The organism is Rhodococcus sp. B7740, from assembly GCF_000954115.1.
Taxonomy (GTDB): domain Bacteria; phylum Actinomycetota; class Actinomycetes; order Mycobacteriales; family Mycobacteriaceae; genus Rhodococcoides.
This window is the reverse complement of sequence record NZ_CP010797.1, coordinates 2,462,905-2,486,720: the sequence shown is the minus strand read 5'-3', so window position 1 is coordinate 2,486,720 and position 23,816 is coordinate 2,462,905. Positions and strand designations below refer to the sequence as shown.

The 23,816-nt window shown below is 64.1% G+C and carries 30 protein-coding genes and 1 tRNA gene; 23 read left to right on the top strand and 8 right to left on the bottom strand.

Features of this window, described 5'->3' with window-relative positions; all coding sequences use genetic code 11:
- Positions 1-91: 91 nt before the first annotated feature.
- From NY08_RS11390 to NY08_RS11370, 5 genes are all read left to right on the top strand, one after another.
- Entirely contained in the window at positions 92-1,558 is a 1,467-nt protein-coding gene (locus NY08_RS11390) for a trypsin-like peptidase domain-containing protein (RefSeq protein ID WP_082073776.1), read from the top strand.
- Between the two features lie 89 nt (positions 1,559-1,647).
- A complete protein-coding gene (locus NY08_RS11385; RefSeq protein WP_037191958.1) occupies positions 1,648-2,145 on the top strand; it encodes a MogA/MoaB family molybdenum cofactor biosynthesis protein in 498 nt (165 codons plus the stop codon).
- An 8-nt stretch (positions 2,146-2,153) separates the two neighbouring features.
- On the top strand, positions 2,154-2,357 hold the full coding sequence (locus NY08_RS11380; RefSeq protein WP_032395744.1) for a hypothetical protein: 204 nt from the start codon (positions 2,154-2,156) through the stop codon (positions 2,355-2,357).
- A 564-nt stretch (positions 2,358-2,921) separates the two neighbouring features.
- Complete coding sequence (locus tag NY08_RS11375; protein ID WP_045196440.1) at positions 2,922-3,695, top strand: MspA family porin; 774 nt, start codon at positions 2,922-2,924, stop codon at positions 3,693-3,695.
- A gap of 146 nt (positions 3,696-3,841) precedes the next feature.
- A complete protein-coding gene (locus tag NY08_RS11370; protein WP_045196438.1) occupies positions 3,842-4,285 on the top strand; it encodes a hypothetical protein in 444 nt (147 codons plus the stop codon).
- A gap of 118 nt (positions 4,286-4,403) precedes the next feature.
- On the opposite strand, the gene mscL is transcribed toward NY08_RS11370, so the two are convergent.
- The 4 genes from mscL to NY08_RS11350 all read right to left on the bottom strand — a co-directional run bounded on the left by mscL (position 4,404) and on the right by NY08_RS11350 (position 6,767).
- Positions 4,404-4,877 (bottom strand): large conductance mechanosensitive channel protein MscL, encoded by a 474-nt coding sequence (mscL, locus tag NY08_RS11365; protein WP_045196436.1) that lies wholly within the window; start codon positions 4,875-4,877, stop codon positions 4,404-4,406.
- Positions 4,878-4,920: 43 nt separating this feature from the next.
- The gene (locus NY08_RS11360) at positions 4,921-5,583 is read right to left on the bottom strand and encodes an SAF domain-containing protein (RefSeq protein ID WP_045196434.1); all 663 of its coding nucleotides are present in this window, start codon (positions 5,581-5,583) and stop codon (positions 4,921-4,923) included.
- Positions 5,584-5,672: 89 nt separating this feature from the next.
- Positions 5,673-6,017, bottom strand: a complete 345-nt coding sequence (locus tag NY08_RS11355; RefSeq protein WP_045200229.1) for an FmdB family zinc ribbon protein — start codon at positions 6,015-6,017, stop codon at positions 5,673-5,675.
- Positions 6,018-6,170: 153 nt separating this feature from the next.
- Positions 6,171-6,767, bottom strand: coding sequence for a 5-formyltetrahydrofolate cyclo-ligase (locus NY08_RS11350; RefSeq protein ID WP_045196432.1), 597 nt, complete (start codon positions 6,765-6,767; stop codon positions 6,171-6,173).
- A gap of 107 nt (positions 6,768-6,874) precedes the next feature.
- Between NY08_RS11350 and NY08_RS11345 the strand changes: the two genes are divergently transcribed.
- The 13 genes from NY08_RS11345 to NY08_RS11280 all read left to right on the top strand — a co-directional run bounded on the left by NY08_RS11345 (position 6,875) and on the right by NY08_RS11280 (position 17,182).
- Positions 6,875-7,828 (top strand): UTP--glucose-1-phosphate uridylyltransferase, encoded by a 954-nt coding sequence (locus NY08_RS11345; protein ID WP_032395738.1) that lies wholly within the window; start codon positions 6,875-6,877, stop codon positions 7,826-7,828.
- 33 nt (positions 7,829-7,861) lie between these two features.
- Positions 7,862-9,121, top strand: coding sequence for a molybdotransferase-like divisome protein Glp (gene glp, locus NY08_RS11340; protein WP_032395737.1), 1,260 nt, complete (start codon positions 7,862-7,864; stop codon positions 9,119-9,121).
- Between the two features lie 72 nt (positions 9,122-9,193).
- Positions 9,194-9,841: a GNAT family N-acetyltransferase gene (locus NY08_RS11335; protein ID WP_032395736.1), complete on the top strand. Its 648-nt coding sequence runs from the start codon at positions 9,194-9,196 to the stop codon at positions 9,839-9,841.
- Positions 9,842-9,991: 150 nt separating this feature from the next.
- On the top strand, positions 9,992-10,861 hold the full coding sequence (sepX, locus tag NY08_RS11330) for a divisome protein SepX/GlpR (protein ID WP_045196430.1): 870 nt from the start codon (positions 9,992-9,994) through the stop codon (positions 10,859-10,861).
- Positions 10,862-10,916: 55 nt separating this feature from the next.
- Positions 10,917-10,989: transfer RNA gene (locus tag NY08_RS11325), tRNA-Ala, on the top strand.
- Positions 10,990-11,342: 353 nt separating this feature from the next.
- The gene (locus NY08_RS11320) at positions 11,343-12,185 is read left to right on the top strand and encodes a glycosyltransferase family 2 protein (protein WP_052683774.1); all 843 of its coding nucleotides are present in this window, start codon (positions 11,343-11,345) and stop codon (positions 12,183-12,185) included.
- Positions 12,182-12,826 carry an acyltransferase gene (locus NY08_RS11315; protein ID WP_235387177.1) on the top strand — a complete coding sequence of 215 codons (645 nt, stop codon included), beginning with the start codon at positions 12,182-12,184 and terminating at the stop codon, positions 12,824-12,826. Before NY08_RS11320 ends, NY08_RS11315 begins: the two co-directional genes overlap by 4 nt.
- A 166-nt stretch (positions 12,827-12,992) precedes the next feature.
- Entirely contained in the window at positions 12,993-13,856 is an 864-nt protein-coding gene (locus NY08_RS11310) for a glycosyltransferase family 2 protein (RefSeq protein ID WP_158462532.1), read from the top strand.
- Between the two features lie 367 nt (positions 13,857-14,223).
- The gene (locus NY08_RS11300) at positions 14,224-14,676 is read left to right on the top strand and encodes a GyrI-like domain-containing protein (protein WP_032395733.1); all 453 of its coding nucleotides are present in this window, start codon (positions 14,224-14,226) and stop codon (positions 14,674-14,676) included.
- Positions 14,676-15,110 (top strand): effector binding domain-containing protein, encoded by a 435-nt coding sequence (locus NY08_RS11295; RefSeq protein ID WP_045200225.1) that lies wholly within the window; start codon positions 14,676-14,678, stop codon positions 15,108-15,110. Before NY08_RS11300 ends, NY08_RS11295 begins: the two co-directional genes overlap by 1 nt.
- A 156-nt stretch (positions 15,111-15,266) precedes the next feature.
- The gene (locus NY08_RS11290) at positions 15,267-15,974 is read left to right on the top strand and encodes a ScbR family autoregulator-binding transcription factor (RefSeq protein WP_235387175.1); all 708 of its coding nucleotides are present in this window, start codon (positions 15,267-15,269) and stop codon (positions 15,972-15,974) included.
- A 59-nt stretch (positions 15,975-16,033) separates the two neighbouring features.
- Positions 16,034-16,204, top strand: coding sequence for a hypothetical protein (locus NY08_RS26055; protein WP_155290802.1), 171 nt, complete (start codon positions 16,034-16,036; stop codon positions 16,202-16,204).
- A 75-nt stretch (positions 16,205-16,279) separates the two neighbouring features.
- The gene (locus NY08_RS11280) at positions 16,280-17,182 is read left to right on the top strand and encodes an SDR family oxidoreductase (protein WP_045196424.1); all 903 of its coding nucleotides are present in this window, start codon (positions 16,280-16,282) and stop codon (positions 17,180-17,182) included.
- On the opposite strand, the gene soxR is transcribed toward NY08_RS11280, so the two are convergent.
- Complete coding sequence (soxR, locus tag NY08_RS11275; RefSeq protein ID WP_082073774.1) at positions 17,098-17,598, bottom strand: redox-sensitive transcriptional activator SoxR; 501 nt, start codon at positions 17,596-17,598, stop codon at positions 17,098-17,100. The two genes, NY08_RS11280 and soxR, sit on opposite strands and share 85 nt — an antisense overlap.
- Before the next feature lie 64 nt (positions 17,599-17,662).
- On the opposite strand from soxR, the gene NY08_RS11270 reads away from it, so the two are divergent.
- The gene (locus NY08_RS11270; RefSeq protein WP_045200224.1) at positions 17,663-18,901 is read left to right on the top strand and encodes an arginine deiminase; all 1,239 of its coding nucleotides are present in this window, start codon (positions 17,663-17,665) and stop codon (positions 18,899-18,901) included.
- 4 nt (positions 18,902-18,905) lie between these two features.
- Here the strand turns inward: NY08_RS11270 and arsC are convergent, their stop codons facing one another.
- The gene (arsC, locus tag NY08_RS11265; RefSeq protein ID WP_045196422.1) at positions 18,906-19,289 is read right to left on the bottom strand and encodes an arsenate reductase (glutaredoxin); all 384 of its coding nucleotides are present in this window, start codon (positions 19,287-19,289) and stop codon (positions 18,906-18,908) included.
- Between the two features lie 64 nt (positions 19,290-19,353).
- Between arsC and NY08_RS11260 the strand changes: the two genes are divergently transcribed.
- The 3 genes from NY08_RS11260 (at position 19,354) to NY08_RS11250 (ending at position 20,890) form a co-directional block, all read left to right on the top strand.
- Positions 19,354-20,022, top strand: a complete 669-nt coding sequence (locus tag NY08_RS11260; RefSeq protein WP_045196420.1) for an SDR family oxidoreductase — start codon at positions 19,354-19,356, stop codon at positions 20,020-20,022.
- Positions 20,023-20,032: 10 nt separating this feature from the next.
- The gene (locus NY08_RS11255; RefSeq protein WP_045196418.1) at positions 20,033-20,401 is read left to right on the top strand and encodes a GntR family transcriptional regulator; all 369 of its coding nucleotides are present in this window, start codon (positions 20,033-20,035) and stop codon (positions 20,399-20,401) included.
- 66 nt (positions 20,402-20,467) lie between these two features.
- Positions 20,468-20,890 (top strand): DoxX family protein, encoded by a 423-nt coding sequence (locus NY08_RS11250; protein ID WP_032395726.1) that lies wholly within the window; start codon positions 20,468-20,470, stop codon positions 20,888-20,890.
- A 39-nt stretch (positions 20,891-20,929) separates the two neighbouring features.
- Here NY08_RS11250 and NY08_RS11245 read toward each other — a convergent pair whose 3' ends face one another.
- On the bottom strand, positions 20,930-22,441 hold the full coding sequence (locus tag NY08_RS11245; RefSeq protein ID WP_045200222.1) for a dolichyl-phosphate-mannose--protein mannosyltransferase: 1,512 nt from the start codon (positions 22,439-22,441) through the stop codon (positions 20,930-20,932).
- Positions 22,442-22,548: 107 nt separating this feature from the next.
- On the opposite strand from NY08_RS11245, the gene rsmI reads away from it, so the two are divergent.
- On the top strand, positions 22,549-23,373 hold the full coding sequence (gene rsmI / locus NY08_RS11240; protein ID WP_045200220.1) for a 16S rRNA (cytidine(1402)-2'-O)-methyltransferase: 825 nt from the start codon (positions 22,549-22,551) through the stop codon (positions 23,371-23,373).
- A gap of 4 nt (positions 23,374-23,377) precedes the next feature.
- On the opposite strand, the gene NY08_RS11235 is transcribed toward rsmI, so the two are convergent.
- The gene (locus NY08_RS11235) at positions 23,378-23,806 is read right to left on the bottom strand and encodes an SRPBCC family protein (RefSeq protein WP_045196416.1); all 429 of its coding nucleotides are present in this window, start codon (positions 23,804-23,806) and stop codon (positions 23,378-23,380) included.
- Positions 23,807-23,816: the final 10 nt, after the last annotated feature.

Below are 23,816 nucleotides of genomic sequence, written 5' to 3'. Positions count from 1 at the left end.
CAGCGCGCTCTCAGTCCCGCCCTGCACAGTGAGTAGCAAGAAGGCGGGCGGACCTCGGATACCGAGGTCTCTACTGAAGGAAGCAGCAACGATGAGCGACGACCGTAACGAATCCGAACAGAGCGGACAGGGTGCCGGTGGCGAGCAGCATCCGGCGGACCGGGCTTCGCGCGGCGACGAGCAGAACTACTCGGCCCAGCAGCATCCGACTCAGCAGTTCCCGCCGCAGCAGGGTTACCCCCAGCAGTACGCCGGCTACGGACAGGGGGCCTACCAGCCCGGCTACGGCCCGTACGGTCAGCAGGGCGATCCGCAGCACACCCAGGCTCACCACGCACAGCCACAGCACGTTGCGCCGCAGTCCGATTCGGCACCGACTGCGGTGAAGTCCCGCCCGGGCAGGTCGGTACTGGTGGCCGGAGCCATCGCGCTCGTTCTGGTCGGTGGCGGAATCGGCGGCGCGGTCGGTGCGATCGCCACAAACAATGCCAACGGCAACGGCGGGGGAGTGACCAACTCACTGAACTCCACGGTCACTGCAGCTCAGCCTGCCGCCAATTTCCCCGACGGCTCGATTCAGGCAGTAGCGAACAAGGTTCTGCCGAGCGTTGTGCAGATTCAGGTGAAGGGCTCCCAGGAAGAGGGTGAGGGCTCTGGCGTCATTCTCAGCAGCGACGGCCTGATCCTGACCAACAATCACGTCGCGACGGGTGCGGGTGCCAACGGCAAGCTCACCGTCGCGTTCTCGGACGGATCGGTGGCCGACGCGACGATCGTCGGTGCCGACTCGGTCTCGGACATGGCCGTCATCAAGGCCGAGGGCAAGTCGAACCTGACGCCGATCGAACTCGGATCGTCCTCGAACCTCGAAGTGGGCCAGCAGGTCATCGCGATCGGCTCCCCGCTCGGCCTGGCCGGCACGGTCACCACGGGCATCGTCTCCTCGCTGAACCGGCCCGTGTCGACGTCCGGCGAGTCCGGCAATCAGAACTCGGTGATCGACGCCATCCAGACCGACGCTGCGATCAACCCGGGCAACTCGGGAGGCGCACTCGTCAACACCGACGGACAGCTGATCGGCATCAACACTGCGATAGCCACACTCGGCGGCAGTCAGGGGTCCGCGCAGAGCGGCTCCATCGGGCTCGGTTTCGCCATCCCGGTGGATCAGGCCAAGCGCATCGCCGACGAACTGACCACGACGGGCAAGGCGACCCAGGCAATGATCGGCGTTCAGGTGCCGTCGCAGGACGACGCCAACGGAGCAACCGTCGTCGAGGTCACCGAGGGAGGACCGGCAGCAGCTGCGGGCATACCCAAGGGCGCGGTGATCACCAAGGTCGACGATCGCATCGTCGCCAGCGGTGACGCGTTGATCGCAGCAGTGCGGTCACACGCACCGGGCGATTCGGTCACCATCACCTACACCGACGGCGGCAGCGAGAAGACCGCGACCGTGACGCTCGGCACCGCCGAGCCCGCAGCGGCGCAGCCACAGACTCAGCAGCAGGAACAGCAATTGCCGTTCCAGGTCCCGTCGTTCCCCGGTGGTCGCTGATGTTCGGAGAAGCGGGCAGGCAGAGCACGGTTGCAACGATTTACGCACAGCGTGAGCCGGGTGGAGGCCTTACTACTACGGTGAGCGGTATGGAACTCGACGCACCACTGGCAGGGCGCGCGTTGGTCGTCATCGTTGACGACCGAACAGCGCACAGCACCGAGAAGGATTCGAAGGGCCCACTCGTCACGGAGCTGCTGACCGAGGCAGGCTTTCTGGTCGACGGTGTCGTCGCAGTGACGGCGGACGAAGTGGACGTGCGCAACGCACTCAACACCGCGGTGATCGGCGGCGTCGATCTGGTGGTCTCCATCGGTGGCACGGGCGTCTCACCGCGCGATGTCACTCCGGACGTCACCGCGGAGGTGCTCGACCGTGAGATTCCGGGTATCAGTGAGGCACTGCGATCGTCGGGGCTGGCAGCAGGTTCGTTGGACGCAGGTCTGTCCCGCGGGCTGGTCGGTGTGTCCGGAAGCACCCTGGTGGTGAATCTGGCCTCGTCCCGGGCTGCGATTCGAGACGGGATGGCGACGCTGACGCCACTGGCGAGTCAGGTCATCGCCGAGCTGTCGGGATTGGACGCATAGCGATACCCATGAGCGACGAGCCGAACGACGATCGATCGGCCGAAGACGACGCGAGCCGGGCCCGAGCAGAACGGGCCCGGCTCGCTCGCATCTTCGGTGAGGTGCTGCCGGAGACGACCGGAGACGAACGGGGTGAGGGTTCGGGTGTCGAGAACGGCGGGTCGGCGTCGGACGAATGGTTGAAGCAACAGCGACCACCCCATTACTTCTGATGTGATCCACGACACATTTATTTGGCCTGAATGACAGGTCTGTTAGTTACTCGTTTACCTGCCGTTAGCGACGTTCGACCGGGGTGCGGGTGGTTGGGGGGCCGCACTGCCTCCGCTCCGTGTGGCGTGAGAAGTGACGATTCGCCCGTAACGGGCGGGCCGGTCCGAGCGTCTTCCCACATCAGAGCGGTTTTGCGGATTTGCGCAATGTGTAACGGTTTGGTCACGTAACCGGATAGTGTAACGCGCGTTACCACCTAATGGGGTGTGAAAGTTGTTCACGCCGTTGAAACACATCACGCCGAGGCAACGATGTGGTCCCGATCGTAGGGATTGTCACGATCGGGCAACTCCTCTAATGTTCCCCTCAGCTTCCAGAGACCAGAGCGTGGGACCAACCGGTTCCGCGCTCTTGACCTCGGAACAGTGTGATCAAGGATGTGGCCTTCGCGGCTACATCCGGCTCGGGCTCGCACACATCGTTGAGTGCGATCTAGTTCGAGGGTGAAAGCCACAAGCTTCCCCGTGCGACACCGCGCTGGGACTGAACATGATGAGGAATAAATGACGGAGATCCAGAAGTCGCGGCGCAGCCGGGGACTCAAGTCCATGAGCGTTGCAGTTGCTGCCAGCGCTTCGGTAGTCGGCCTGGTGCTCGGTACCGGAACGGCTTCCGCCGCAGTCGACAGCTCCAACTCGATCGTCGACGCCGACGGCAACACCGTGACGGTGACGCTGTCCGACACCTTCATCAACGGTGTTGCTCCGCTCGACGGCAGCCCGCTCACCCGTGAGTGGTTCGCCAACGGCCGGGCTTCCTACGACGTCCAGGGCCCCTCGGCCGACGACTTCGAAGGCACCCTCAAGATCGGTTACCAGATCGGCTACCCGCTGAGCCTCAACGGTGGAGTCACCGTCGAGTGGTCTTCGCCTTCGGCCGAGTTCAACCTCGGTTCGGGCAACGAGTCCTCCGTCACCGGCGAGTTCCCGCTGGACGGCAGTGCCCCCTCCATCGGACCGCTCACCGGCACCGGTACCTCCACCAGCGGCCTCGACGTCGGCGTTCAGCTGATCCCGCAGGCCACCGGCACGATCGAACTGACCAACGGCCCCGGCGTCGTGCAGTCCGAGAGCGCATACGCAGTGCTCAACGAAGAGGCCGACATCACCTCTTCCGAGGGTGACGCAGCGGGCACCAGCGGATCCATCCAGGTCGCGAACCTGCACGGCACCGCCACCGGCATCCTGGGCAACGTCACGATCCGTCCGTACGTTTCGCTGACCAGCGCAACGGGCGACACGGCCATCACCTACGGCGTCCCGGTTCGCCTCAACTGATTTCCGAATCGGTTGTAGCTCGGTGACGTAACGTCACCTGCTGAAATTCGAGACAAGTTCAGGCCCGTACGGATAACTCCGTACGGGCCTGAACTATGTTCTGCACAGAAGTAGTTCGACGTACACAGAGAGGCACTGAACCGAAGATGCACTCGAAAGCCCGTTTCACGGTCGTCGCCGCGGGAGCGCTCGTTGCTTTCGGCCTCGCCGCCGGTTGTAGCAGCGACGAGTCCGCAGCCTCCGGCGAGAACACGGATGTCTGCACTACCTTTGCCGCCGACCACAACGCGTTCGTCGGACTGGCGGCAGCAGGACCCGGATCGGCCGAGAACATCGACAAGTGGACCGCCGACAAGCAGGCAGCTGTCGACAAGCTGAAGGCGCTGCCCGGCACCGCCTCCGGTGATGTCGCCAGTTCGTTGACGACATTCGTCGATGCGTTGCCCGCGGACACGCTGGAGCTCTCGACCACCGACAGTGAGTCCGGCAAGGCCTTCGTCGACAACGGGGCGGCAGTTGCCTCGGCGTGCGAGGCAGACGGCACGACGATCACGCTCGACGCGCTTCCGCTCTCGACGTTCACCAACTGAGTGGGACCGGCCGCGTCTCGGCCCTCCCCCTGAACGAATGAATGCGCCATTCACGCTGTCAGACAGCGTGAATGGCGCATTCATTCGATAGGGGACCCGACTGGCTCGGGTGAGCGAATCAGTCCTTGGAGTGCTTGCCGAGATCCGGTGCCGCGTCGATTGCCTCGCCGCTACCGCCGGTGGTGTCGGCTGAAGTCGAAAGCTTCTGTCCCGCTTCGGTTCCCCCCGCGAGGATGTCGCGAATCTGAACCAGCACGTCGACGTCGCTCAGTTCCTTCTCCGGCTGACTGACGAAGCGCTTCTTGGCCGTGTTCACCGGGAGAATCAGTACGAAGTAGACCACTGCCGCGATGATGACGAAATTGATGACCGCGGTGATGACTGCGCCGACGTTGACGAACGATTCCGGCGACGACGTGATCTGAAACCCGAAGCCGTATTCGTTGCTGCCACCGAGCGCTGCGACAAGGGGGTTGATGACGTTCGTCGTGAATGCGGTGACGATGGCGGTGAATGCCGCGCCGACGACGACCGCGACTGCGAGATCCACGACATTGCCGCGGAGTAGAAAGTCCTTGAAGCCCTTCAGCATGAGCCCTTCTCCCAACGTTCGGTTTGTTCTGTCTCGACAGACGTTAGTGCAGGGTGACGGTGATTGCGCTGACCAACGAGGCGGCCGCAACCGTTGTCGCATCGTTCGTCGGTAGAGCCAGTAGTACGACGCGGTCTTGCTGCCTGCTGCCACCGGCGTCGGCGGAGACGAGCACGACCATCGCTCCCGACGCGAGAACCCGGGCCGCAGGGATGGCATCGGGGTCCTCCTGAGACTCGACCGTCAACACGTCGACGCGGTCACCTTCCCGCAGCAGGTCGGTCACCGCAGCATCGGCCAGATGCACCGGTACGACGCGTGCCTCGGTCCCCAGGGCCGTCGTGGCGGTCCGAGATCCGAGTAGGCGTACCTCGGTGAGCAATTCACCCGATCGGACCGGTCCGGTGAGTGTTCGACCGTTCACGGCCTCGGACTCGACGAGTGCGCCCTCGGGGACGTTCGCCCGGTCCCACTCGGCCGCCGCCACATCGGCGGAGGTGAGTACGGTGCCGGGTGTCAGGTCGCGTCCGGCCGTGATCACTCGTACTCGGTCGTCACCGGCGGTGTCGTCGACGAACAGAACGGCGGCAACGGCGACCAGGACTCCCGCTGCGATCCGTCTGAATTTCGTGGATCCGACCCACGCCGGACGCACGGTGATGCGATCGAGCAGCGTCGAGTCGAGTCGATTCTTGCCGGCAGCCATGGCCGAAACGCTATCGGTGGCCGTTCCGGTACAGGCACCGAAAAGGCCGGGCTGTGGATAACGGCCCGGCCTGTGGATGAAGCGGAAAGCTACTGGCTGGCAGCAGCTTTCGTAGTGGACGAGGAAGGCGAAGAGCTCGACGACGACGAATCGGAAGATTTCTTCTCCGCGGGCTTGGACTCGGACTTCGAGTCCGACTTCGCAGCGGCCGCATCGGACTTCTTCTCGCCCGCGCCCTCGCTGGAGGTGCCCCCGCCGCCGCGGCTGTCGGTGCGGTAGAAGCCGCTGCCCTTGAAGACTATGCCGACGGAGTTGAACAGCTTGCGGAGCTTGCCCGAGCACGCGGGGCACACCGTCAGTGTGTCGTCGGTGAAGGACTGAACGATGTCGAAGCGGTTGTCGCACTCGGTGCATGCGTATGAGTAAGTGGGCATCGTGTTTCCTCCGCGCTGGTCACCGAGGAAATTCGCCACTCTGCTGGCCGAGGCCGAACACCGCCGGTGTCTTGTCTGTTCGTCGAAACTGTCGAAACTGGGGAGAGCATTAGCACTCTACAGTCAGGAGTGCCAACGAATCGAATCGTAGCGTTATTCCGTACCCAAGCGTAGGAGTCCGCTGCCTGGGGTCAACACGTGCGTCACCGGTCTGTCGTGCGGTTCGGCGGGTAGGCGATCGACCAGTTCGCTCTCGCGCACCACCGCGACCAGCATGGCGTCGCGCCTGCACAGGTCGAGGGTGCGGTCGTAGAAGCCCGCGCCTCGGCCCAACCGGGTTCCGCGCCGGTCCACGGCCAGCGCCGGAATCAGCACCAGTGAGCAACCCGACACCGCATCGGGATCGAGCGTCGGTCCGCCCGGTTCCAACAGCCCGAACGGGGCCGTCACCAACGACTCTCGTCCGGCGTACCGAGCCCAGCGCAACGGACCCGGCTCGTGTGCACTCGGAAGCAGAACGGTCGACCCGGCCGCGGCCATGGCGTCGAGCATCTCGATCGAACCGGGCTCGCGGCCGACGGGAACGTATGCGGCGACCACCGAGTGTTCGGCCGCCAATTCGCCCAGGACGTGACAGAGTGCGGAGGACTCCATTGCGCGTTGCGCACCGTCGAGCAGTCGGCGTTCGGCGAGAACATGCTTTCGCCATCGATCCTTGGACGTGTTCTCCGTGAATTCGGGAACGGTCACAACGGTTCGTCCTCCCTTCCTGTGCTGTCGTTCAACGATATGCACTCGGGGGTAAAACGCAGCACACGGCAAGCAGATCACCAGAAACCATGGATAGGGTGAGCACCATGACAGAAGCCGTTACAGCGACGACCGCCGCCACGCCCGTGCATTTCCGCACGGCCATCGTTCCCGCAGCGGGCATGGGTACCCGGTTCCTGCCGGCCACGAAAACCGTTCCGAAAGAACTGCTTCCGGTGGTCGACACTCCCGGCATCGAGCTGGTCGCAGGCGAAGCAGCAGATTCCGGCGCGCAGCGACTCGTGATCGTCACGTCCCCCGGCAAGGACGGCGTCGTCGCCCACTTCGTCGAGGACCTCGTCCTCGAGAACAAGCTCGAGGCCAGCGGCAAGCTCGAGATGCTCGAGAAGGTTCGAGTTGCCCCCGGTCTGCTCGACGTCCAGTCGGTCATTCAGCACGAGCCGCTCGGACTCGGACATGCCGTCGCCTGTGCCGAAGAAGTCCTCGACGACGACGAGGATTCCGTTGCCGTTCTGCTTCCCGACGATCTCGTGATGCCCCGCGGTGTGCTCGACGTCATGGCCCGCGTGCGCGCCAAGCGCGGAGGCTCGGTGCTGTGCGCCATCGAGGTCCCCGACGACAAGGTCTCCTCCTACGGCGTCTTCTCCGTCGAGATCGTGCCCGACGCGGTCAACCCGAACGTCCTCAAGGTCACCGGTATGGTCGAGAAGCCCAAGCGGGAGGACGCCCCGTCCAACCTCGCTGCCGCGGGCCGCTACCTGCTCGACCGCGCGATCTTCGACGCCCTGCGCCGGATAAAGCCCGGTGCAGGCGGCGAGCTGCAGCTGACCGACGCCATTGCACTGCTCATCGAAGAAGGCCATCCCGTGCACGTGGTGGTGCACCGCGGATCGAGACACGACCTCGGAAATCCCGGGGGATACCTGCGCGCTGCGGTTGACTTTGCTCTACAACGTGACGACTACGGTCCGGCGCTGCGCGAATGGCTGAACGAACGCTTGAGCGACAGCTGGGCACCGGAACTGACCACGTACGAATAGCATCGCGGGTCGATGCCATAGAGGAAGGGCCAGATGCGCTCGGTCGAAGATCAGCAGACCAGGGTGACCGCCGCGGCGGTGGCTCCACGGCCTGTCCGGGTCGCCATCTCGGAAGCACAGGGCCTGCTGTGTGCAGAAGAAGTGGTCACCGAGCGTCCCCTTCCCGGTTTCGACCAGGCAGCGATCGACGGCTACGCGGTACGGAGCGTCGATGTGGCGGCCGCGGGCACCGACCTGCGCAACGAGGACGACGAACGCATCGATCTGACGCTTCCCGTCGTCGGCGAGGTGTCCGCCGGATCGCGTCAACCCATCCGGTTGCAACCGCGTCAGGCGGTACGAGTCGACACCGGCGCGCCGCTGCCCACACTGGCCGACGCCGTGTTGCCCCTGGATCGAACCGACAGCGGTCGTGCCCGCGTCAAGGTGTTCCGTCCGGTGCGGTCGGGTGACTACGTCCGCAAGATCGGCGACGACGTGCAGCCCGGTGACGTCGCGGTTCGCGCAGGCACGATCATCGGCGCGGCTCAGGTGGGGCTGCTCGCCGCCGTCGGGCGCGACAAGGTGCTGGTGCATCCTCGGCCGCGACTGTCGGTGATCTCCGTCGGTGGGGAACTGGTCGACACCGATCGGACCCCGGGGCCCGGTCAGGTGTACGACGTCAACTCCTACGCGCTCGCCGCCGCAGCGCGCGACGCCGGAGCCGACGTCAACCGGGTCGGGATCGTCAGCACCGATCCCAAGCGACTACGCGAGGTGGTCGAGGGCCAGCTCATTCGATCCGAGATCGTCGTCATCGCCGGAGCGGTGGGCGGCGGCGCATCGGACGGTGTGCGCGAGGCGCTCGGCGAACTCGGCGACATGGAAGTGGAACGAGTTGCCATGCACCCCGGGTCCGTCCAGGGCTTCGGTCAACTCGGACGCGACGAAGTACCCACCTTCCTGTTGCCTGCCAACCCCGTCAGTGCGTTGGTGGTGTTCGAGGTCATGGTGCGTCCGCTGATTCGGATCGCTCTGGGCCGACGGCAGCCGATGCGACGGACCGTGACCGCTCGAACCGTCGCGCCGATCACCTCGATCGAGGACCGTAAAGGATTTCTGCGCGGCCAGCTCATGCGCGACGAGGGAACCGGTGAATACCTGGTGCAGGCGCTCGGCGGCGCACCAGGATCGTCCTCGCACCTACTCGCGACACTCGCCGAGGCGAATTGCCTGGTCGTCATCGATCCCGAGGTCACCGAAATCCGCACCGGCGAAGAAGTGAAGGTCTCGTTCCTCGCTCAGAGAGGCTGACGCCATGTGAGCGGTAGTTCGTAGTGGGCTACGAGTTTCCGCTCACCTGCGCGTAGCGCATAACATCGACGGATGCCGCGAACGTGGTCGAGCCACCCAGGTTGGCCGGCGAAATTGGGTCCAGTGAGAGTGGCCGCCGGAACCGTCACCGTGCGGCCGGTACGGATGCGCGACGCGGCCGCGTGGAGCCGGATTCGCACGGAGGATCGCGCCCACCTCGAACCCTGGGAGCCCAGCGGAGAGGGCAGCTGGAATTCGCGGCATCACATCTCCTCGTGGCCGACGCTGTGCTCGGGCCTGAAGTCCGAGGCGCGCAAAGGGCACATGCTGCCGATGGTGATCGAAGTCGACGGTGAATTCTGTGGCCAGATCACCACCGGAAACATCGTGCGGGGAGCACTTCGATCGGCCTGGATCGGGTACTGGGTGTCCAAGGAGGTCAACGGCAAGGGTGTGGCCACAGCGGCCTTGGCGCTCGGGCTCGACCACTGCTTCGGTCCGGTCGGACTGCATCGCGTCGAAGCGACGGTGCGACCGGAGAACCTGGCCAGTCAGGCAGTGCTGCGCAACGTCGGCTTTCGTGAAGAGGGGCTGCTCTACAAGTACCTCGACGTCGACGGCGAATGGCGCGATCACAAGCTCGTCGCAATCACCTCGGGTGAGGTGCAGGGAACCGTCGTCGAGCGGTTGGTTCGCGCGGGCCGGGCTGCGTGGGCGTGATCTTCGCGGCCGCGGCGCGAGTACTCGTGTTGTCAAAGTGACAGGAGTGTAATTCGGGTCGGCGCGTCTGCGTCGTTCTCGTTCCTCCTCCGCATAGCCTGAGGACGTCTTTCACTGTCGCCGTCGTCCAAGGGGAGGAGAACAACGCCGATGCCGAACTCGATCATCTGGATCGGTCTCGTAGCCGTCTGGCTCTTCGTTCTTCTGCCCATGCTCATGACCAAGCGTCCGCAGATCATGCAGACCACGGACGCTGCGCTCGCCACCCGCGTGCTGCATCGGGGTGGCACCAAGCGAAAGCAACGCGGCCCCGCGACCGGGCATCGCAGCGATCCCGACTGGCGACCGGAAGACGACCTGCGAGTCTCCGCGCCGGCCCGAGAGATCTTCGGTGCCGCGATCGCGACCGTTCGTCCAGACTCACCCGATCTACCCGGTACCGCGGAGGACCCGATGGACACTCACGCTGCAGACAGCGACCTCGACAGCGAGGCACCGGACACGGAAGCACCGCGCGGAGGTTCGCCCGCGCACGAACCCGGTGTCGTCGACGACGATTTCGTTCCTCGCCGACGTGGACGCGGTGGTTTCGATCCCGAGGCCGATGCGATCGCCCGCGCCGCGCGGTACGCATTCCGACAGCGCGCCGTCCTGGGCCTGGTTTTCGCGGCGATCACCACCGCAGCCCTGGCCTTCATCATCTCCCCGGCGGTCTGGTGGCTGTGTGGACTGTCCGTCGCTGTCCTCGTCGGTTACCTGTACTACCTGCGTCGTCAGGTGCAGATCGAGGAAGAGGTGCGCAGGCGTCGGCTCACTCGGATGGGCCGATCACGTCTCGGCGTGGAATCGGAAACCGACGAAGAGTTGGAGCTCGTCCCGCAGCGACTGCGTCGCCCCGGCGCGGTGGTGCTCGAGATCGACGACGAGGATCCCGAATTCGAGCACCTCGACCACTACGAGGAGCCGTTCCAGGCCCGTCGTGACGACGACCGGGACCTGCGTAGAGCCCAGGGCGCGTAACCGACACCCGAAGCGACTTTGCTAGAGTTACCCAGCCGGTCGACATGACGGCAAAGGGGCTGTGGCGCAGTTGGTAGCGCGTCTCGTTCGCATCGAGAAGGTCAGGGGTTCGATTCCCCTCAGCTCCACCGACACGAAGAACCGTCACTCACGCGAGTGGCGGTTTTTTCGTGGTCCCGGCAACTGCGGAGGCACGTGTTACCGCGAAGTGAATTCGAGATGGATTCATATCGAACGAATTGGGTGATCGGTTCGGGATTCGATTTCAGAAGGCGTGTTTCGCAAACTGCAGTTGCATAATTGCCGCGCAAAACCTTCGATTCGATTGTTTGTAGCGATGCGACCCGACCGAAAGAACCTTTCGAGCCACTGAGCTGCGGATATGCAATTCGGGCAGCTTTTAGGCAATTCCTGAAACATGTCGTAAGTTCGAATTCGTGGCTGAGCTGTATTCAATGTCCGAATTTGTCAGGGGATCGCGATGAACACTCTCAGTGTGGTAATTCCGGTGCTCGACGAGGTCGATCATCTGGGTGAATGTCTGACGCTGCTGCTCGATCAGGGCGACGACATCGACCGCATCGTCGTGGTGGACAACGGGTCGACCGACGGCACGCTTCGATTGGTGAACGACATCCGCGCGGTCACGAACAAGGTCATGTTGGTCCACGAGCCCAACCGCGGCGTGGTCCACGCTCGCAACACCGGATTCGACCTGGTGGACTCGTCGATCATCGGTCGAATCGACGCCGATACCCGTGTTCGGCCCGGGTGGGCGCGCTCGATCGTCGACTTCTTCGACGAGCATGCCTCCGTCGCCGCCACAGGTGGCCGGACGTTCCTCTACGAATCACCCTGGGCTCGGCCCCTGGCGTGGATGCATTCGCGCGCCGAACGACGTGAGCCGGCGGTGCGCGCCGCCCTGGCAGTATCGGGCAACAACTTCGCGATTCGCGCATCAGCTTGGCGCACGGTTCGCGACGCGGTCAGTGAGCGAACCTGTGTCCACGAAGACATCGATCTGTGCCTGTGCCTGGCTGCCGAGCGCTTGCCTGTTGCCCAGAACGGGTCGATGAAGGCCGCAGTGTCCGGTAGGCGCGCAACGACATCGCCGGTGAAATACGTCCACTATGCGTTGGCGGGCTACCGCTCCTACCAGGAGCACGGTCTGGCGTCGCGCAAGCTCGGACGCATCGTGGCGATGGATTGGCTGATGCACACACTGCGGTGGCCGATCTCGCGACTGTTCGCCGCAGTACCGTGCCGGGCATTGCCCGTCGACGATCGTGCCGAGTCCGACGAACGGATGCGAGCCGCCGCGTGACGGCCGGTTCGCGTGTTCGCGACTGGATGCGCAATCCGTCGGACGTCCGCTGGGCCCTCGCTCAGATGCGTCAGGCGACTGTCGTCTCGCTGGCGAATGCGCCCTTCCTGCCTGCTGTGCTGCGCGCATCCGCCCTGCGTCCTGCGGGTCTGCGGACAACCGGTCCGTGCCTGATGTACGGCGGTTCCATGATTCAAGGACTGGCGTCGGTTCGGATGGGCACCGGTGTGTTCGTGAACTTCGGTTGCTATTTCGACACCGTTGCCGACATCGTGATCGGTGACCACGTCTTCATCGCCGATCACGTTCGGATACTCACCAGTACCCACGAGACCGGGCCCTCGCGGCATCGCGCAGGCGCACTGCGGGGAGAGTCGGTGGTGATCGGTCCGGGAACGTGGATCGGGTCCGGCGTGGTCGTGATGCCGGGCGTGCACATCGGGGCCGGCTGCATCATCGGAGCGAACTCGTTGGTGACCGGAGACTGTGAACCGGACGGGGTGTACGTCGGGTCTCCGGCGCGCCGTCGCCGAGAGTTGAACGACCTTCCCGCATCGGATCGGTGGATCGGGGGGAAGGCCGATTTTCGTGATCGGGAAGCAATGCACAGATTGGTACTTCCTCCGAATTCCGAATTCTGATTCATAAAGTCCGAATAATTCGACGGGTTCTTTTCTTGAAGTAATGATGTAGCATCGTCAACGTCAGCGGCTCGAATTCAAATGCGTTCAGCGCCAATGGGTATCGAGCTACACGATTGCCAAAAATATGTCAGGGGTTGGCGTTGTGAATACTCTTTCCATTGTTGTGCCTGCGTTCGACGAGTCGGCTCACATGCGCGAATGCCTGGATGCATTGCTCGTTCAACGCGAACGCATTCACGAAATCATTGTCGTCGACAACAATTCGACCGACGACACCGCGGCCATCGTCGCGGAATACGCGCGGCGATTTCCGCAGGTGGTGCTGCTGCGGGAGTCCGAGCGCGGCGTCGTGCACGCACGCAACACCGGTTTCGATCACGCCCACGGATCGGTCATCGGCCGCATCGACGCCGATACCCGTGTCCAGGCCGGCTGGGTCGACTCGGTACTGGATTTCTTCGATCGCCGACTCGACTATGTTGCAGTCACCGGCCCGATCTACCTCTACGACTCTCCGTGGGCGCGCCCGTACCGGGCATTCGTCAACCGTTCCGTGCGGAACAGGCCTGCTGAGCAGTGGGTTTCTGCCGCATCGGGCAACAACTTCGCTATCCGCAGATCCGCGTGGGAAGCCGTTCGCGACAGTACGAGCCTGCGAACCGACCTGCACGAGGACATCGATCTGTCGCTGTGTCTGAACAAGGTCGGTCTGCGGATCGCGCAGATCGAGCCGATGCGCGTCGAGGTGTCCGGCCGTCGGTTACTGACGCCGCCGCTCGAGTATCGGCATTACGTCCGGAGCTCGTATCGCACGTGGGCCCATCACGGTCTGGCCAGCGGCTGGTTGCGCAGATTACTGATTTCGGACCTGGTTCTGCACACGGTGCACTGGCCCCTGACGCGAATTCTGTCGTCGTGCGAATCTCGGATTCTCCCGGTCTCGCATTCCGGAGCGAGCAACACGCCTGTGCGTGATCTGTCGGATATTCACGGCGAGAGTTACGTTGCCGCAGCGCACGGAAAGTAGATACTTCGGCGCTGTGTTCGTCCTCCTTCTTGCGTGAGGAATGCGGGCAGGGTCGCCGAAGCAGGTCCTTCGAGGACGGACGGTCCGTGCCGGATTCGTGTCGGCGATCGACCGGAGCCGGCGCGGCCCGCAGAACCGGGGGATCGAGCACGCACGGGTGGGCCGCAGTGACCGATGCGATGCAGGGGGTCCTGAGTTTCGAGGCAGAAACCGTCGGCAGCTGTTGCGGCGATCGAGACGGGTGCGAAGTTCGGTTGATCGTTCGACGATCCACCTACCAGTCGCGCCGGTAGATTGACGGGCGATATTGTGATCGGGCCGGTTCCGAACACAGGATCTGCCCCTGCAACTTCTCTACGGAGTGTGAATGTCGTTCGAGATCGTCGACCTTGACGAAACGTGGGTCGCTGGTCTTCCAGTTCGCAGCCCCAAACGGGCGCTCGGTCGCCTCAACGACCCGGCGCTCGATCAAGCATGGTCCGCTGTTCTCAATCAGGAGACCTCCGGTCCGCTCGCTTCCATTTATACGGACTACGCCCCCGGTATCGGTTCGTACAATACACAGGTAGTCGGTTATCTGTGTTCTTCACTCGGTCAGGTCGAGCGTGGACATCTGGTTGCGAAAGTGCCCGCGGCCAAATACGCGCGTTTTTCCGCGGTGGGGTATTTCCCCGAGGTTCTCACTCGATTGTGGACTCAGATCGATCATGCCGAAGAGCAGGGCGAGATCGTGCGATCGTTCACCGGCGACTACGAGTGCTATCCGCACGCGTACAAGATCGATCTCTATCTGGCGATCACTGCGCCCGGCGGTTCGTGATGACCTTCCGTGTCACGGCACGCAGCGCGGAGCTGTTCAGTGGGTTGGTGGCACCGCGGGTGGAGCCCGGCGCGGAATCGAGCGGTAGCGAGTGGATGCGATTCCTGCGAGATCGTGTGCGCGAGAAGCACATCGACGCAACCCAGGTGAGCACGGTGTACGTTCCGGATCCGCACGGCACGGTCAATGCGGTGGTCGCGGTCTCGGTGGACTCGCCGAGTGATGTGGCTGTGGGCGATGTGTTCGTTTCGATACCGACCGGTGTGTTCGCAGTATTCACGCCCAGTGGCGCACTGGCGGATCCGATCGAGGACGTATGGGCTCAGGTCGACGAGTGCGTTTTGTCCGGATCGATATTTCGCGCCTACAAAGAGGAAGTCGAAGTCGTTACAAATGCCGGAGAGGTGGAACTTTTCATTTCAATCGTTTTGTAAACGAGCCGTTCTTCATGTAATTGTCACTTTCGAATCACAAAGTCGCCACCGGACCGGTTACTATTGTCCAGCGCTGGCAGCTCGATATGGCGAAGTGAATTCAACGTTCACCTCGATCGGCCGACGGGCAGGCAGCGCGCACAGAGCGTCGATGTCATGGCAAGGTCGACAGAGCAGGGGTGTTCCAACATGGTGAGACAACTCAGAGCAGAAGCCACACGAGCGGCCGCACTGCGCGCTGCAGCAGACCTCTTTCTCGAGGTGGGGCACGCGAATGCCACGCTGAGTCAGGTGTCGGCGCAGTCGGGCGTGACCAAGGGCGCGCTGTACTTCCACTTCGCATCGAAGGAGGAACTGGCCCGCGCGATCGTCGACGAGGGTCATGAGCGCGTGTCCACCGCGTGCGCGGGCATGGTCGACAGCCGCAGTCCGGCTCTCGAGTCGGTCATCGGAATCTCGTACTCGGTACTCGAGCTGGCCGCCTCGGACCCTCTGGTGCGCGTCATGTACCGGTTGCAGATGGAGATCGACGGATCCGACACCGCCCGCGGCAGCGTGTTCGGTACCTGGGGAAACATCTTCGAGCATCTCTTCGAGCGAGCCATCGAGCACGGTGATGTCGCCGACCATCTGGATGCGGGCAACGCGGCGCTGTTGATCTGCGAGATGCTGGCCGGTGTTCTGATGGTGTCCGAGGCGCAATCCCGTCTCGAAGACGCGCCGTCGCGCATGGAGAAGGTCTGGAACACGGTCCTTCCCTCGCTGGTGCCGGTCGACAAGCTCGCCTACTTCCGTGAGTTCGCGGCGCGAAGTCTGTCCAGTTTCGTACGCGAGAACATCACGTCGGGGTCCGTCACCGTCTGATCGTGTTCGTGATCTCGATGTGCTTGCCGCGCTTCGGGCCGCCGGGCACACTGTGTGACATGGAACACATCACGCACGATCGAAAGATGTCGGACAACGAGCTCCGGAAAGCGATCGGCACCCTGCAGCAACGCGCGGACGATGCCCGCAAGCGGGGTGCCGCCGATGACGCTGCCCGCATAGAGCGCACCATCGCGGACTACCGAGACGAGATGTCGCAAAGATTGTGACGCCCCTCTCGGTCGTCACCGCGTAGGGTCGAAATCGAACTGACACGTGTCGACCGGTGGGGGATACAGGTTTCGATGGCTACATACGATCTGCGCGGCAAGAAGACGTTGATCACCGGAGCGGGCAGCGGAATCGGACGGGCAACGGCCGTCGCTGCCGCCGAGGTGGGAGCCGAGCTCTTCCTCACCGACATCAACGCCACCGGTTTGGCGGAGACGGTGGACATGGTGGGTCGCGCGGGCGGCACCGTCAGCCACTCGTTGCCGTTCGATGTGTCCGACTTCGAGGCGGTCACCGCCTTCGCGGACGACATCCATGCCGAGTTCGGCAGTCTCGACGTCGTGATGAACGTCGCGGGAATCTCCGCCTGGGGAACCGTCGAGAACCTCGAGCATCGGCACTGGAAGTCGATGGTCGACGTCAATCTGATGGGCCCGATCCACGTCATCGAGAAGTTTCTACCGCCGATGATCGAGGCCGGTCGCGGTGGTCATCTGGTCAATGTCTCGTCTGCTGCCGGTCTGATCCCACTGCCGTGGCACGCTGCCTACAGCGCCAGCAAGTACGGGCTGCGCGGAGTGTCCGAGGTACTCAAGTACGACCTCAAGCGCCACGGAATCGGTGTCAGTCTCGTGGTGCCCGGTGGCGTGAAGACCGGATTGGTGCAGACGCTTCAGATCGCCGGCATCGATCGTGACGACCCGCGCGTACAGAAGTTGCAACACCGATTCGAAAAGCGCGCCGTGGAACCGTCGGTCGTCGCCGATGCCATTCTCGCCGGCATCGCCAAACGCAAATACCTCGTCTACTCCTCCAACGACATTCGCTTCGGGTACTGGGTCGCGCGAAAGTTCGCCCCGCCCTACGAGTTCGTGCTGCAGAAGGCGAACGATCAGTTCTCCAAACTGCTCGAGCCGCGTCGAGTCGAGGGTTCGTCGAAATCGACATCCAGCGTGCGCGCACCCGGCCCCGAATAGGACAGCTCGTCGTGCGGATTGGCCAGCGCACAGCCGGCCAACGAGAGACAACCGCACCCGATGCACCCGGTCAAGTTGTCCCGAAGTCGGATCAATTGTTCTATCCGAGAGTCGAGTTCGCGATGCCACCGCGTCGAGAGCCTGGCCCAGTCCTCGCGCGTCGGCGTCCGCTCGTCCGGTAGTTCGCTCAATGCCTGACGTATGGTCGCCAGCGGGATCCCCACCTTCTGCGAGATCCGGATGAAGGCGACCCGTCGCAGAGTTTCGCGATGGAATCTGCGTTGGTTACCCGAGGTGCGGCGACTGCTGATCAGCCCCTGCTTCTCGTAGAAGTGCAACGCCGAGACCGCAACTCCACTGCGCTCGGACAGCTGGCCGGGGGTCAATTCGCGGACGTTCCACTCGGGCATCGGCACGACCTCGACAATACTTCAGGTCCTGATGCCGGCGGCGACCGGCGAATGGGTTTACCGTTCGTTCATGAGTGTCGATGCGGCTGCGGGCCCGTTGGGTGCCGACTCGGAGGTGGGGGTGCTGCGCACCGTCATGCTGCACCGGCCGGGCGACGAGCTTCGACGCCTCACGCCGCGAAACAACGACCAGCTGCTGTTCGACGGTCTGCCGTGGGTCGATCGCGCACAGGACGAGCACGACGCGTTCGCCGATCTGTTGCGAGGTCGCGGGGTGACGGTGCTGCTCCTCGGCGAGCTTCTCACCGAGGCCATGACGGTCAGCGGCGCAGCGCGAATGCAAGGTATCTCCGCCGCTGTCGATGCCCGACGGCTCGGCCGGTCGCTCGCCGAGGACCTCGCCCAACACCTGCGGGGTGTCCCCGCGGCCGAATTGGCGCAGATCCTGATGGCGGGCATGACATTCGACGAACTGCTCGAGGCGGAGACGGGGGAGCCGCTTCCGATCGGGGCGTCGCTGGTTCGGCGGATGCATCACGGTGGGGACTTCGTCATCGATCCGCTGCCGAACCTGCTGTTCACTCGCGACTCGTCGTTCTGGATAGACGATCGAGTGGCGATCACCTCGTTGGCTCTGCCTGCCCGGGTGCGGGAGACATCGCTGACCGATCTGATCTACGCGTTCCATCCGATGTTTCGGGGTGTGCGGCGCGCGTACGAGTCGCGGACCGCACCGGTCGAGGGCGGTGACGTGTTGCTGCTCGCTCCCGGTGTGGTGGCTGTCGGAGTGGGGGAGCGCACCACGCCCGCCGGTGCAGAAGCGCTGGCGCGCAGCCTGTTCGAGGACGGTCTGGCGCACAGTGTGTTGGTGGTGCCGATCGCGCAGGAGCGCGCGTCGATGCATCTGGACACGGTGTGCACCATGGTCGATACCGATGCGGTGGTGATGTATCCGGCTATTCAGGACACGTTGTCCGCCTTCACCATTCGCCGCGAGGACACGGGAGTCAGTATTCGCGGTGCCGACCCGTTTCTCGAGGCGGCCGCCGCTGCGATGGGAATCGGCAAGCTGCGGTTGATCGATACCGGACTCGACCACGTCACCGCCGAGCGCGAACAATGGGACGACGGTAACAACACGCTGGCCATCGCGCCGGGAGTCGTCGTCGCGTACGAGCGCAACGTCGAAACGAACGCACGACTCGAGGCGTCGGGCATCGAGGTGTTGCGGATTTCCGGATCGGAACTCGGCTCGGGACGCGGCGGTCCGCGGTGTATGTCGTGCCCGGTGTCCCGCGAGAGGTTGTAGCGCTCTACAGGACGGTGTTCACCTTGTCGGCCGGTCGGGCGAGCACAGTGCCCTTGTCGGTCACCACGATCGGGCGTTCGATGAGAATCGGATGCTCGGTCATCGCGGCGATCAAGGTGTCGGCGTCCGCGCCCGCGAGCCCCAGTTCCTTGTAGATGCTCTCGCGAGTTCGGATGGCCTGACGGGGTTCGAGACCGGCATCGGCGAGAAGTGTGCGGAGTTCGTCCTCGGTCGGAGGCGACTCGAGGTACCGGATCACGCGTGGAACCACACCGGCTTCCTCGATCAGTTTCAGCGCTGTGCGAGAGGTGTTGCACCGCGGATTGTGGTAGATGGTCGCCGAGCCCGATGGGTCGTTCCGCAGGCTCCTCTCCTCAGGGACGGTCATGTTTGCAATCCTGCCACGCGGGTAGCCAACCCGACAGATTCACGTCAGGAACGGAGTAGTCGATATGACCGACAAGCGCATTGTCATTGCAGGTGGCCACGGCCAGATCGCCCAACATCTGACTCAGGTGCTCACCGCCCAAGGAGACCGCGCGGTGTCGCTGATTCGCAACAGCGACCACGTCGATGCCGTCACTGCGCTCGGCGCGTTGCCGCAGGTGATCGATCTCGAATCGGCTTCGGTCGACGATGTGGCCGCAGTGTTGGTCGGTGCCGACGCCGTCGTGTTCGCGGCGGGTGCGGGCCCCAACAGCGGTCCCGAGCGCAAGGACACGGTGGACCGCGCGGGCGCGGTGCTGCTGGCCGATGCCGCCGAGAAGGCCGGTGTCCGCCGCTACGTGCTGATCAGCTCGTTCGGTGCGGGCGAGCCGGTCGCCGAGGATCTCGACGACGGTTGGAAGGCCTACATCAAGGCCAAAACTGCTGCAGAAGAAGATGTTTCGGCCCGAGATGGACTGGACTGGACGATTCTGCGTCCGGGCAAGTTGACCGACGAGGACCCGACGGACTCGGTGGCACTGACCGAACCGCCGATGGACTCGGGTGAGGTCACCCGGGCCGACGTGGCCGCAGTGATCGCGCAGCTGCTCGACACCGGCGCGGCTGTACGCAAGACATTGATGCTCACGTCCGGTTCGACGTCGATCGTCGACGCAGTCGACGCTCTCGGATAAGGCACCTACTGTGCGCGTGCATATCGATTCGTCGAACACGACCCCCGTGTTCGAGCAACTGCGGATGCAGATTCTCGGGCTGGTGCGATCGGGCGATCTCATTGCCGGGACCAAGATTCCGACGGTTCGCGGCTTGGCCGAGGAGCTGAAGATCGCGCCGAACACGGTCGCGAAGACCTACCGCGAGCTCGAGCAGCAGGGCATCATCGAGACGCGAGGTCGGTCCGGGTCGTTCGTCGCGTCGGGCGGTGACCCGTCGCGTGACATCGCGGCCCGGGCGGCGACGGAGTTCGTCAGAACCGTGCGATCCATCGGCCTGGACGACGACCAGGCCCGTTCGTTTCTCGAATCCGCGCTCAAGGGTGCCAGCGGCAACTGAGTTGACGCTTCAACCTACTTCTGTCAGGGTGGTGCTGCCCGTACCGCCCTGCCAGAAGGATGTGTCATGAATTCCACCGTCGTCCGCGACGCCGTCGCCCTCGTTGCTCGAATCGGACTGGGAGTCGTCTTCATCGCCCACGGGTGGCAGAAGCTCAACACCTACGGTCTCGATGGTGCCGCCGCGAGCTTCGAGGCGATGAACATTCCGCTGCCCACCGCGTCCGCGTACTTCGCGACGTTCGTCGAACTCATCGGTGGCGGAGCGCTCGTGCTCGGGATCTTCACCCCGATCGCTGGGCTGCTGCTGTTCCTGGACATGCTCGGTGCTGCCGTCTTCGTCCACTTCGAGAACGGCGTCTTCGCTGCGGACAACGGTTACGAACTGGTCGTCGCGCTCGGCGTCGGTTCGCTCCTGCTCGCTGCATTCGGTGCCGGACGCATCAGCATCGACGGCGTCACCAAGGGCAAGACGGCACTGCTGGCATAGGTCGTTCCGCCGGCTCTGCTTCGGCCTGGCCCGACCGCCCTACCGCCAACTCGGTAACCACAACTGTTCCTGCCACATCTGTGGCGTGATCGGCATTGCGGTGAGAATCGGCCAGAGCCAGACGAAGTTCGCTATCACCACGGCGAGGTACAGGGACACCAGCAGTAGTCCGGTACCTCGCCGTTCGGCCGATGCGGTGGCCTTGCCGATGATGTCGCCCAACACCAACGCGAAGCCCATCACCATGAACGGGGCCAGTGCCACCGCGTAGAAGTAGTACATCTGCCGGTCGAGCGTGGTGAACCAGGGCAACAAGGCTGCGGAATAGCCGACGAGCACGGTGGCGTAACGCCAATCGCGTCGGACGAACACCGACCAGATCACCCAGGCCAGCATCGGCAGTGCCAACCACCACATCGCGGGAGTGCCGATCAGCATGATCGCCTTCACGCACGAGGACGCCGAGCACCCGGATACGCTCTCGCCGTCGGCGAAGTAGTACAGCATCGGCCGAAGGCCCATCGGCCAGGTCCACGGCTTCGATTCCCACGGGTGCCGGTTGCCTGCCGAATTGGTCAGGCCCTCATGGAATTTAAGCACGTTGCCGCTGTAGTACCAGAGCGAACGCAGTGCTTCCGGAAGGAACGAGAACGGCCCGCCTGCACCGATTCCGTTGCCGACCTCGTGCCGGTCCACGCCGGTCTCGGAGGTGAACCACGCCCAGTAGGTCATCAGATACACCGCGATCGGGACGACCACCAGCGCGTACAGCGCAGGGCCGATGTCGCGCAACGCCGTTCCCCGCCACGGGCGTCCGACGCCGTACGAGCGCCGCGCCGCCACATCGAATGCCACGCTCAGCAATCCGAAGAACGCGATGAAGTACAGACCCGACCACTTGGTGCCGCAGGCGAGACCCAGCATCACGCCCGCCCCGAATCGCCACCAGCGCACCCCCATTCGCGGCCCCAGAACACTGGCGTCCATTCGGCCGTCGGCGCGTACTCTCGACAGTCGCCGCCGCATGTCGTCGCGGTCGACTACCAAGCAGCCCAGTGCCGCGGTGACGAACAGTGCGAGAAAGATGTCCAGCATGCCGATCCGGCTGCTGACGAACGTCACGCCGTCGACGGTCAGCAGAATTCCCGCGATCGCACCGACGACTGTCGAGCGAGCGAGCCGGCGCACGATCCGAATGACCAGCAGTACCAACAGGGTTCCGGCCACGGCCGAGGAGAAACGCCAACCCCACCCGTTGTAGCCGAACAACGCCTCTCCGACGGCGATCAGCTGCTTGCCGACCGGTGGATGCACCACCAGCCCGTACGCCGGATTGTCCTCGAGCCCGCCGCCGGTGAGAACCTGATACCCCTGAGGCGCGTAGTGCTTCTCGTCGAAGACCGGGGTTCCTGCATCGGTGGGGTACCGCAACATCGTGAAGCGCGTGATGGCGCAGATGACGGTGATGACGACGGTGACGATCCAACCGCGGCGGACATCGGTGTCGTGGAACCAGTCGCGCGCGGCAACGGTCGGCCCGGGACTGACCATCGACCGGTCGCCGGAGCGCTCAGAGGTCAGCAAGGTCACGTACCGATCGTAGGCGTTGATCGGTAGTGCCCGACAAACCGCTGCACCGCGTACGGGACACTGGAGCCATGCTCATCCTTGCCGCCACCCCGATGGGCGACGTCGGTGACGCCTCGCAGCGCCTGCGCGACGCCCTCGGCAGTGCCGATGTCGTCGCCGCCGAGGACACCCGGCGCACCAAGCAACTCGCTTCCTCGCTCGGCGTGGTGATCTCGGGCAGGGTCGTCAGTTTCTACGATCAGGTCGAGACGGCTCGCCTGCCGGCGCTGGTCGAGGCCGTGGCAGAGGGCAAGACGGTGCTGTTGGTCACCGACGCCGGGATGCCGTCGGTCAGCGATCCCGGCTACCGCCTCGTCGCGGCGTGCGTCGACGCCGATCTGCCGGTGACCTGTCTGCCCGGTCCGTCCGCCGTGACGACCGCACTTGCACTGTCCGGTCTTCCCGTCGAACGGTTCTGCTTCGACGGGTTCGCGCCACGCAAGCAGGGGCAGCGTCGCAGCTACTTCCAGTCGGTGCGCGCCGAACCACGCGCCATCGTCTTCTTCGAGGCACCGCACCGCCTCGTCGCATGCCTCGAGGACGCCGTCCACGTGCTCGGTTCCGACCGCCGCGCCGCGGTGTGCCGGGAGCTGACCAAGACCTACGAGGAAGTCCGACGCGGTGGCCTCGGCGAGTTGCTCGAATGGTCGAGGGCAGGCGTGCGCGGCGAGATCACCGTCGTGCTCGAAGGAGCCGTCGCCGTTGCCGAGGAGCCCGAGGATCTCGTTGCCGACGTGGAAGCGCTGGTGGCGTCGGGCATGCGGTTGAAGGACGCCTGTGCCCAGGTGGCGGTCGACGGCGTCTCCAAGCGTGAGGTCTACGAGGCAGTGCTCGCTGCGCGCAAGGAGCAGTAGCGCGTCAGCCGACGACCTGCTGACGCAGGCCCTCCGTGGCGGCCTCGAGGATCGTCTTGGTTCCCTTCTTCACCAGGAAGCCGGGAAGCGGGACCTTCGGGTCGACGGTCAGCTCGAATTCGACGTGGGTGGCGTCGCCCTTCGGAGTCAGGGTGTACCGGCCGTCCTGGGCCTTCTGTTGGTTGCTCTCCACGAGAGTCCAGGACACCTCGTTGTCCGACCACGTGTACTCGACGAGCTGTTCGTCGTTGACTCCGATGATCGAGACCTGCATCTTCACGTGGTGCGGCTTGCCGTCGTCGAACCGATCGACGACCTCGCACTTCTTGTGTACCGGGGACCACGAGGGAATGCCCTCGACGTCGGCGAGAACCTCGAGTACTGCCGCTGCATCCGCGTCGATGTCGACGGACTTGTTCACTGTGACTGCCATGGGGAGAACG

Bases quoted from the DNA above. Each gene is read 5' to 3' on its own strand.
- NY08_RS11270 (WP_045200224.1), top strand. From the start codon at position 17,663: ATGAGTGTCGATGCGGCTGCGGGCCCGTTGGGTGCCGACTCGGAGGTG.
- NY08_RS11335 (WP_032395736.1), top strand. From the start codon at position 9,194: ATGCCGCGAACGTGGTCGAGCCACCCAGGTTGGCCGGCGAAATTGGGT.
- NY08_RS11290 (WP_235387175.1), top strand. From the start codon at position 15,267: ATGGCAAGGTCGACAGAGCAGGGGTGTTCCAACATGGTGAGACAACTC.
- arsC (WP_045196422.1), bottom strand. From the start codon at position 19,289: ATGACCGTCCCTGAGGAGAGGAGCCTGCGGAACGACCCATCGGGCTCG.
- NY08_RS11260 (WP_045196420.1), top strand. From the start codon at position 19,354: ATGACCGACAAGCGCATTGTCATTGCAGGTGGCCACGGCCAGATCGCC.
- NY08_RS11355 (WP_045200229.1), bottom strand. From the start codon at position 6,017: ATGCCCACTTACTCATACGCATGCACCGAGTGCGACAACCGCTTCGAC.
- NY08_RS11280 (WP_045196424.1), top strand. From the start codon at position 16,280: ATGGCTACATACGATCTGCGCGGCAAGAAGACGTTGATCACCGGAGCG.
- NY08_RS11385 (WP_037191958.1), top strand. From the start codon at position 1,648: ATGGAACTCGACGCACCACTGGCAGGGCGCGCGTTGGTCGTCATCGTT.
- glp (WP_032395737.1), top strand. From the start codon at position 7,862: ATGCGCTCGGTCGAAGATCAGCAGACCAGGGTGACCGCCGCGGCGGTG.
- NY08_RS11295 (WP_045200225.1), top strand. From the start codon at position 14,676: ATGACCTTCCGTGTCACGGCACGCAGCGCGGAGCTGTTCAGTGGGTTG.
- sepX (WP_045196430.1), top strand. From the start codon at position 9,992: ATGCCGAACTCGATCATCTGGATCGGTCTCGTAGCCGTCTGGCTCTTC.
- NY08_RS11360 (WP_045196434.1), bottom strand. From the start codon at position 5,583: ATGGCTGCCGGCAAGAATCGACTCGACTCGACGCTGCTCGATCGCATC.
- NY08_RS11345 (WP_032395738.1), top strand. From the start codon at position 6,875: ATGACAGAAGCCGTTACAGCGACGACCGCCGCCACGCCCGTGCATTTC.
- NY08_RS11250 (WP_032395726.1), top strand. From the start codon at position 20,468: ATGAATTCCACCGTCGTCCGCGACGCCGTCGCCCTCGTTGCTCGAATC.
- NY08_RS11235 (WP_045196416.1), bottom strand. From the start codon at position 23,806: ATGGCAGTCACAGTGAACAAGTCCGTCGACATCGACGCGGATGCAGCG.
- NY08_RS11380 (WP_032395744.1), top strand. From the start codon at position 2,154: ATGAGCGACGAGCCGAACGACGATCGATCGGCCGAAGACGACGCGAGC.
- NY08_RS11390 (WP_082073776.1), top strand. From the start codon at position 92: ATGAGCGACGACCGTAACGAATCCGAACAGAGCGGACAGGGTGCCGGT.
- NY08_RS11320 (WP_052683774.1), top strand. From the start codon at position 11,343: ATGAACACTCTCAGTGTGGTAATTCCGGTGCTCGACGAGGTCGATCAT.
- NY08_RS26055 (WP_155290802.1), top strand. From the start codon at position 16,034: ATGGAACACATCACGCACGATCGAAAGATGTCGGACAACGAGCTCCGG.
- NY08_RS11300 (WP_032395733.1), top strand. From the start codon at position 14,224: ATGTCGTTCGAGATCGTCGACCTTGACGAAACGTGGGTCGCTGGTCTT.
- rsmI (WP_045200220.1), top strand. From the start codon at position 22,549: ATGCTCATCCTTGCCGCCACCCCGATGGGCGACGTCGGTGACGCCTCG.
- NY08_RS11370 (WP_045196438.1), top strand. From the start codon at position 3,842: ATGCACTCGAAAGCCCGTTTCACGGTCGTCGCCGCGGGAGCGCTCGTT.
- mscL (WP_045196436.1), bottom strand. From the start codon at position 4,877: ATGCTGAAGGGCTTCAAGGACTTTCTACTCCGCGGCAATGTCGTGGAT.
- NY08_RS11245 (WP_045200222.1), bottom strand. From the start codon at position 22,441: ATGGTCAGTCCCGGGCCGACCGTTGCCGCGCGCGACTGGTTCCACGAC.
- NY08_RS11375 (WP_045196440.1), top strand. From the start codon at position 2,922: ATGACGGAGATCCAGAAGTCGCGGCGCAGCCGGGGACTCAAGTCCATG.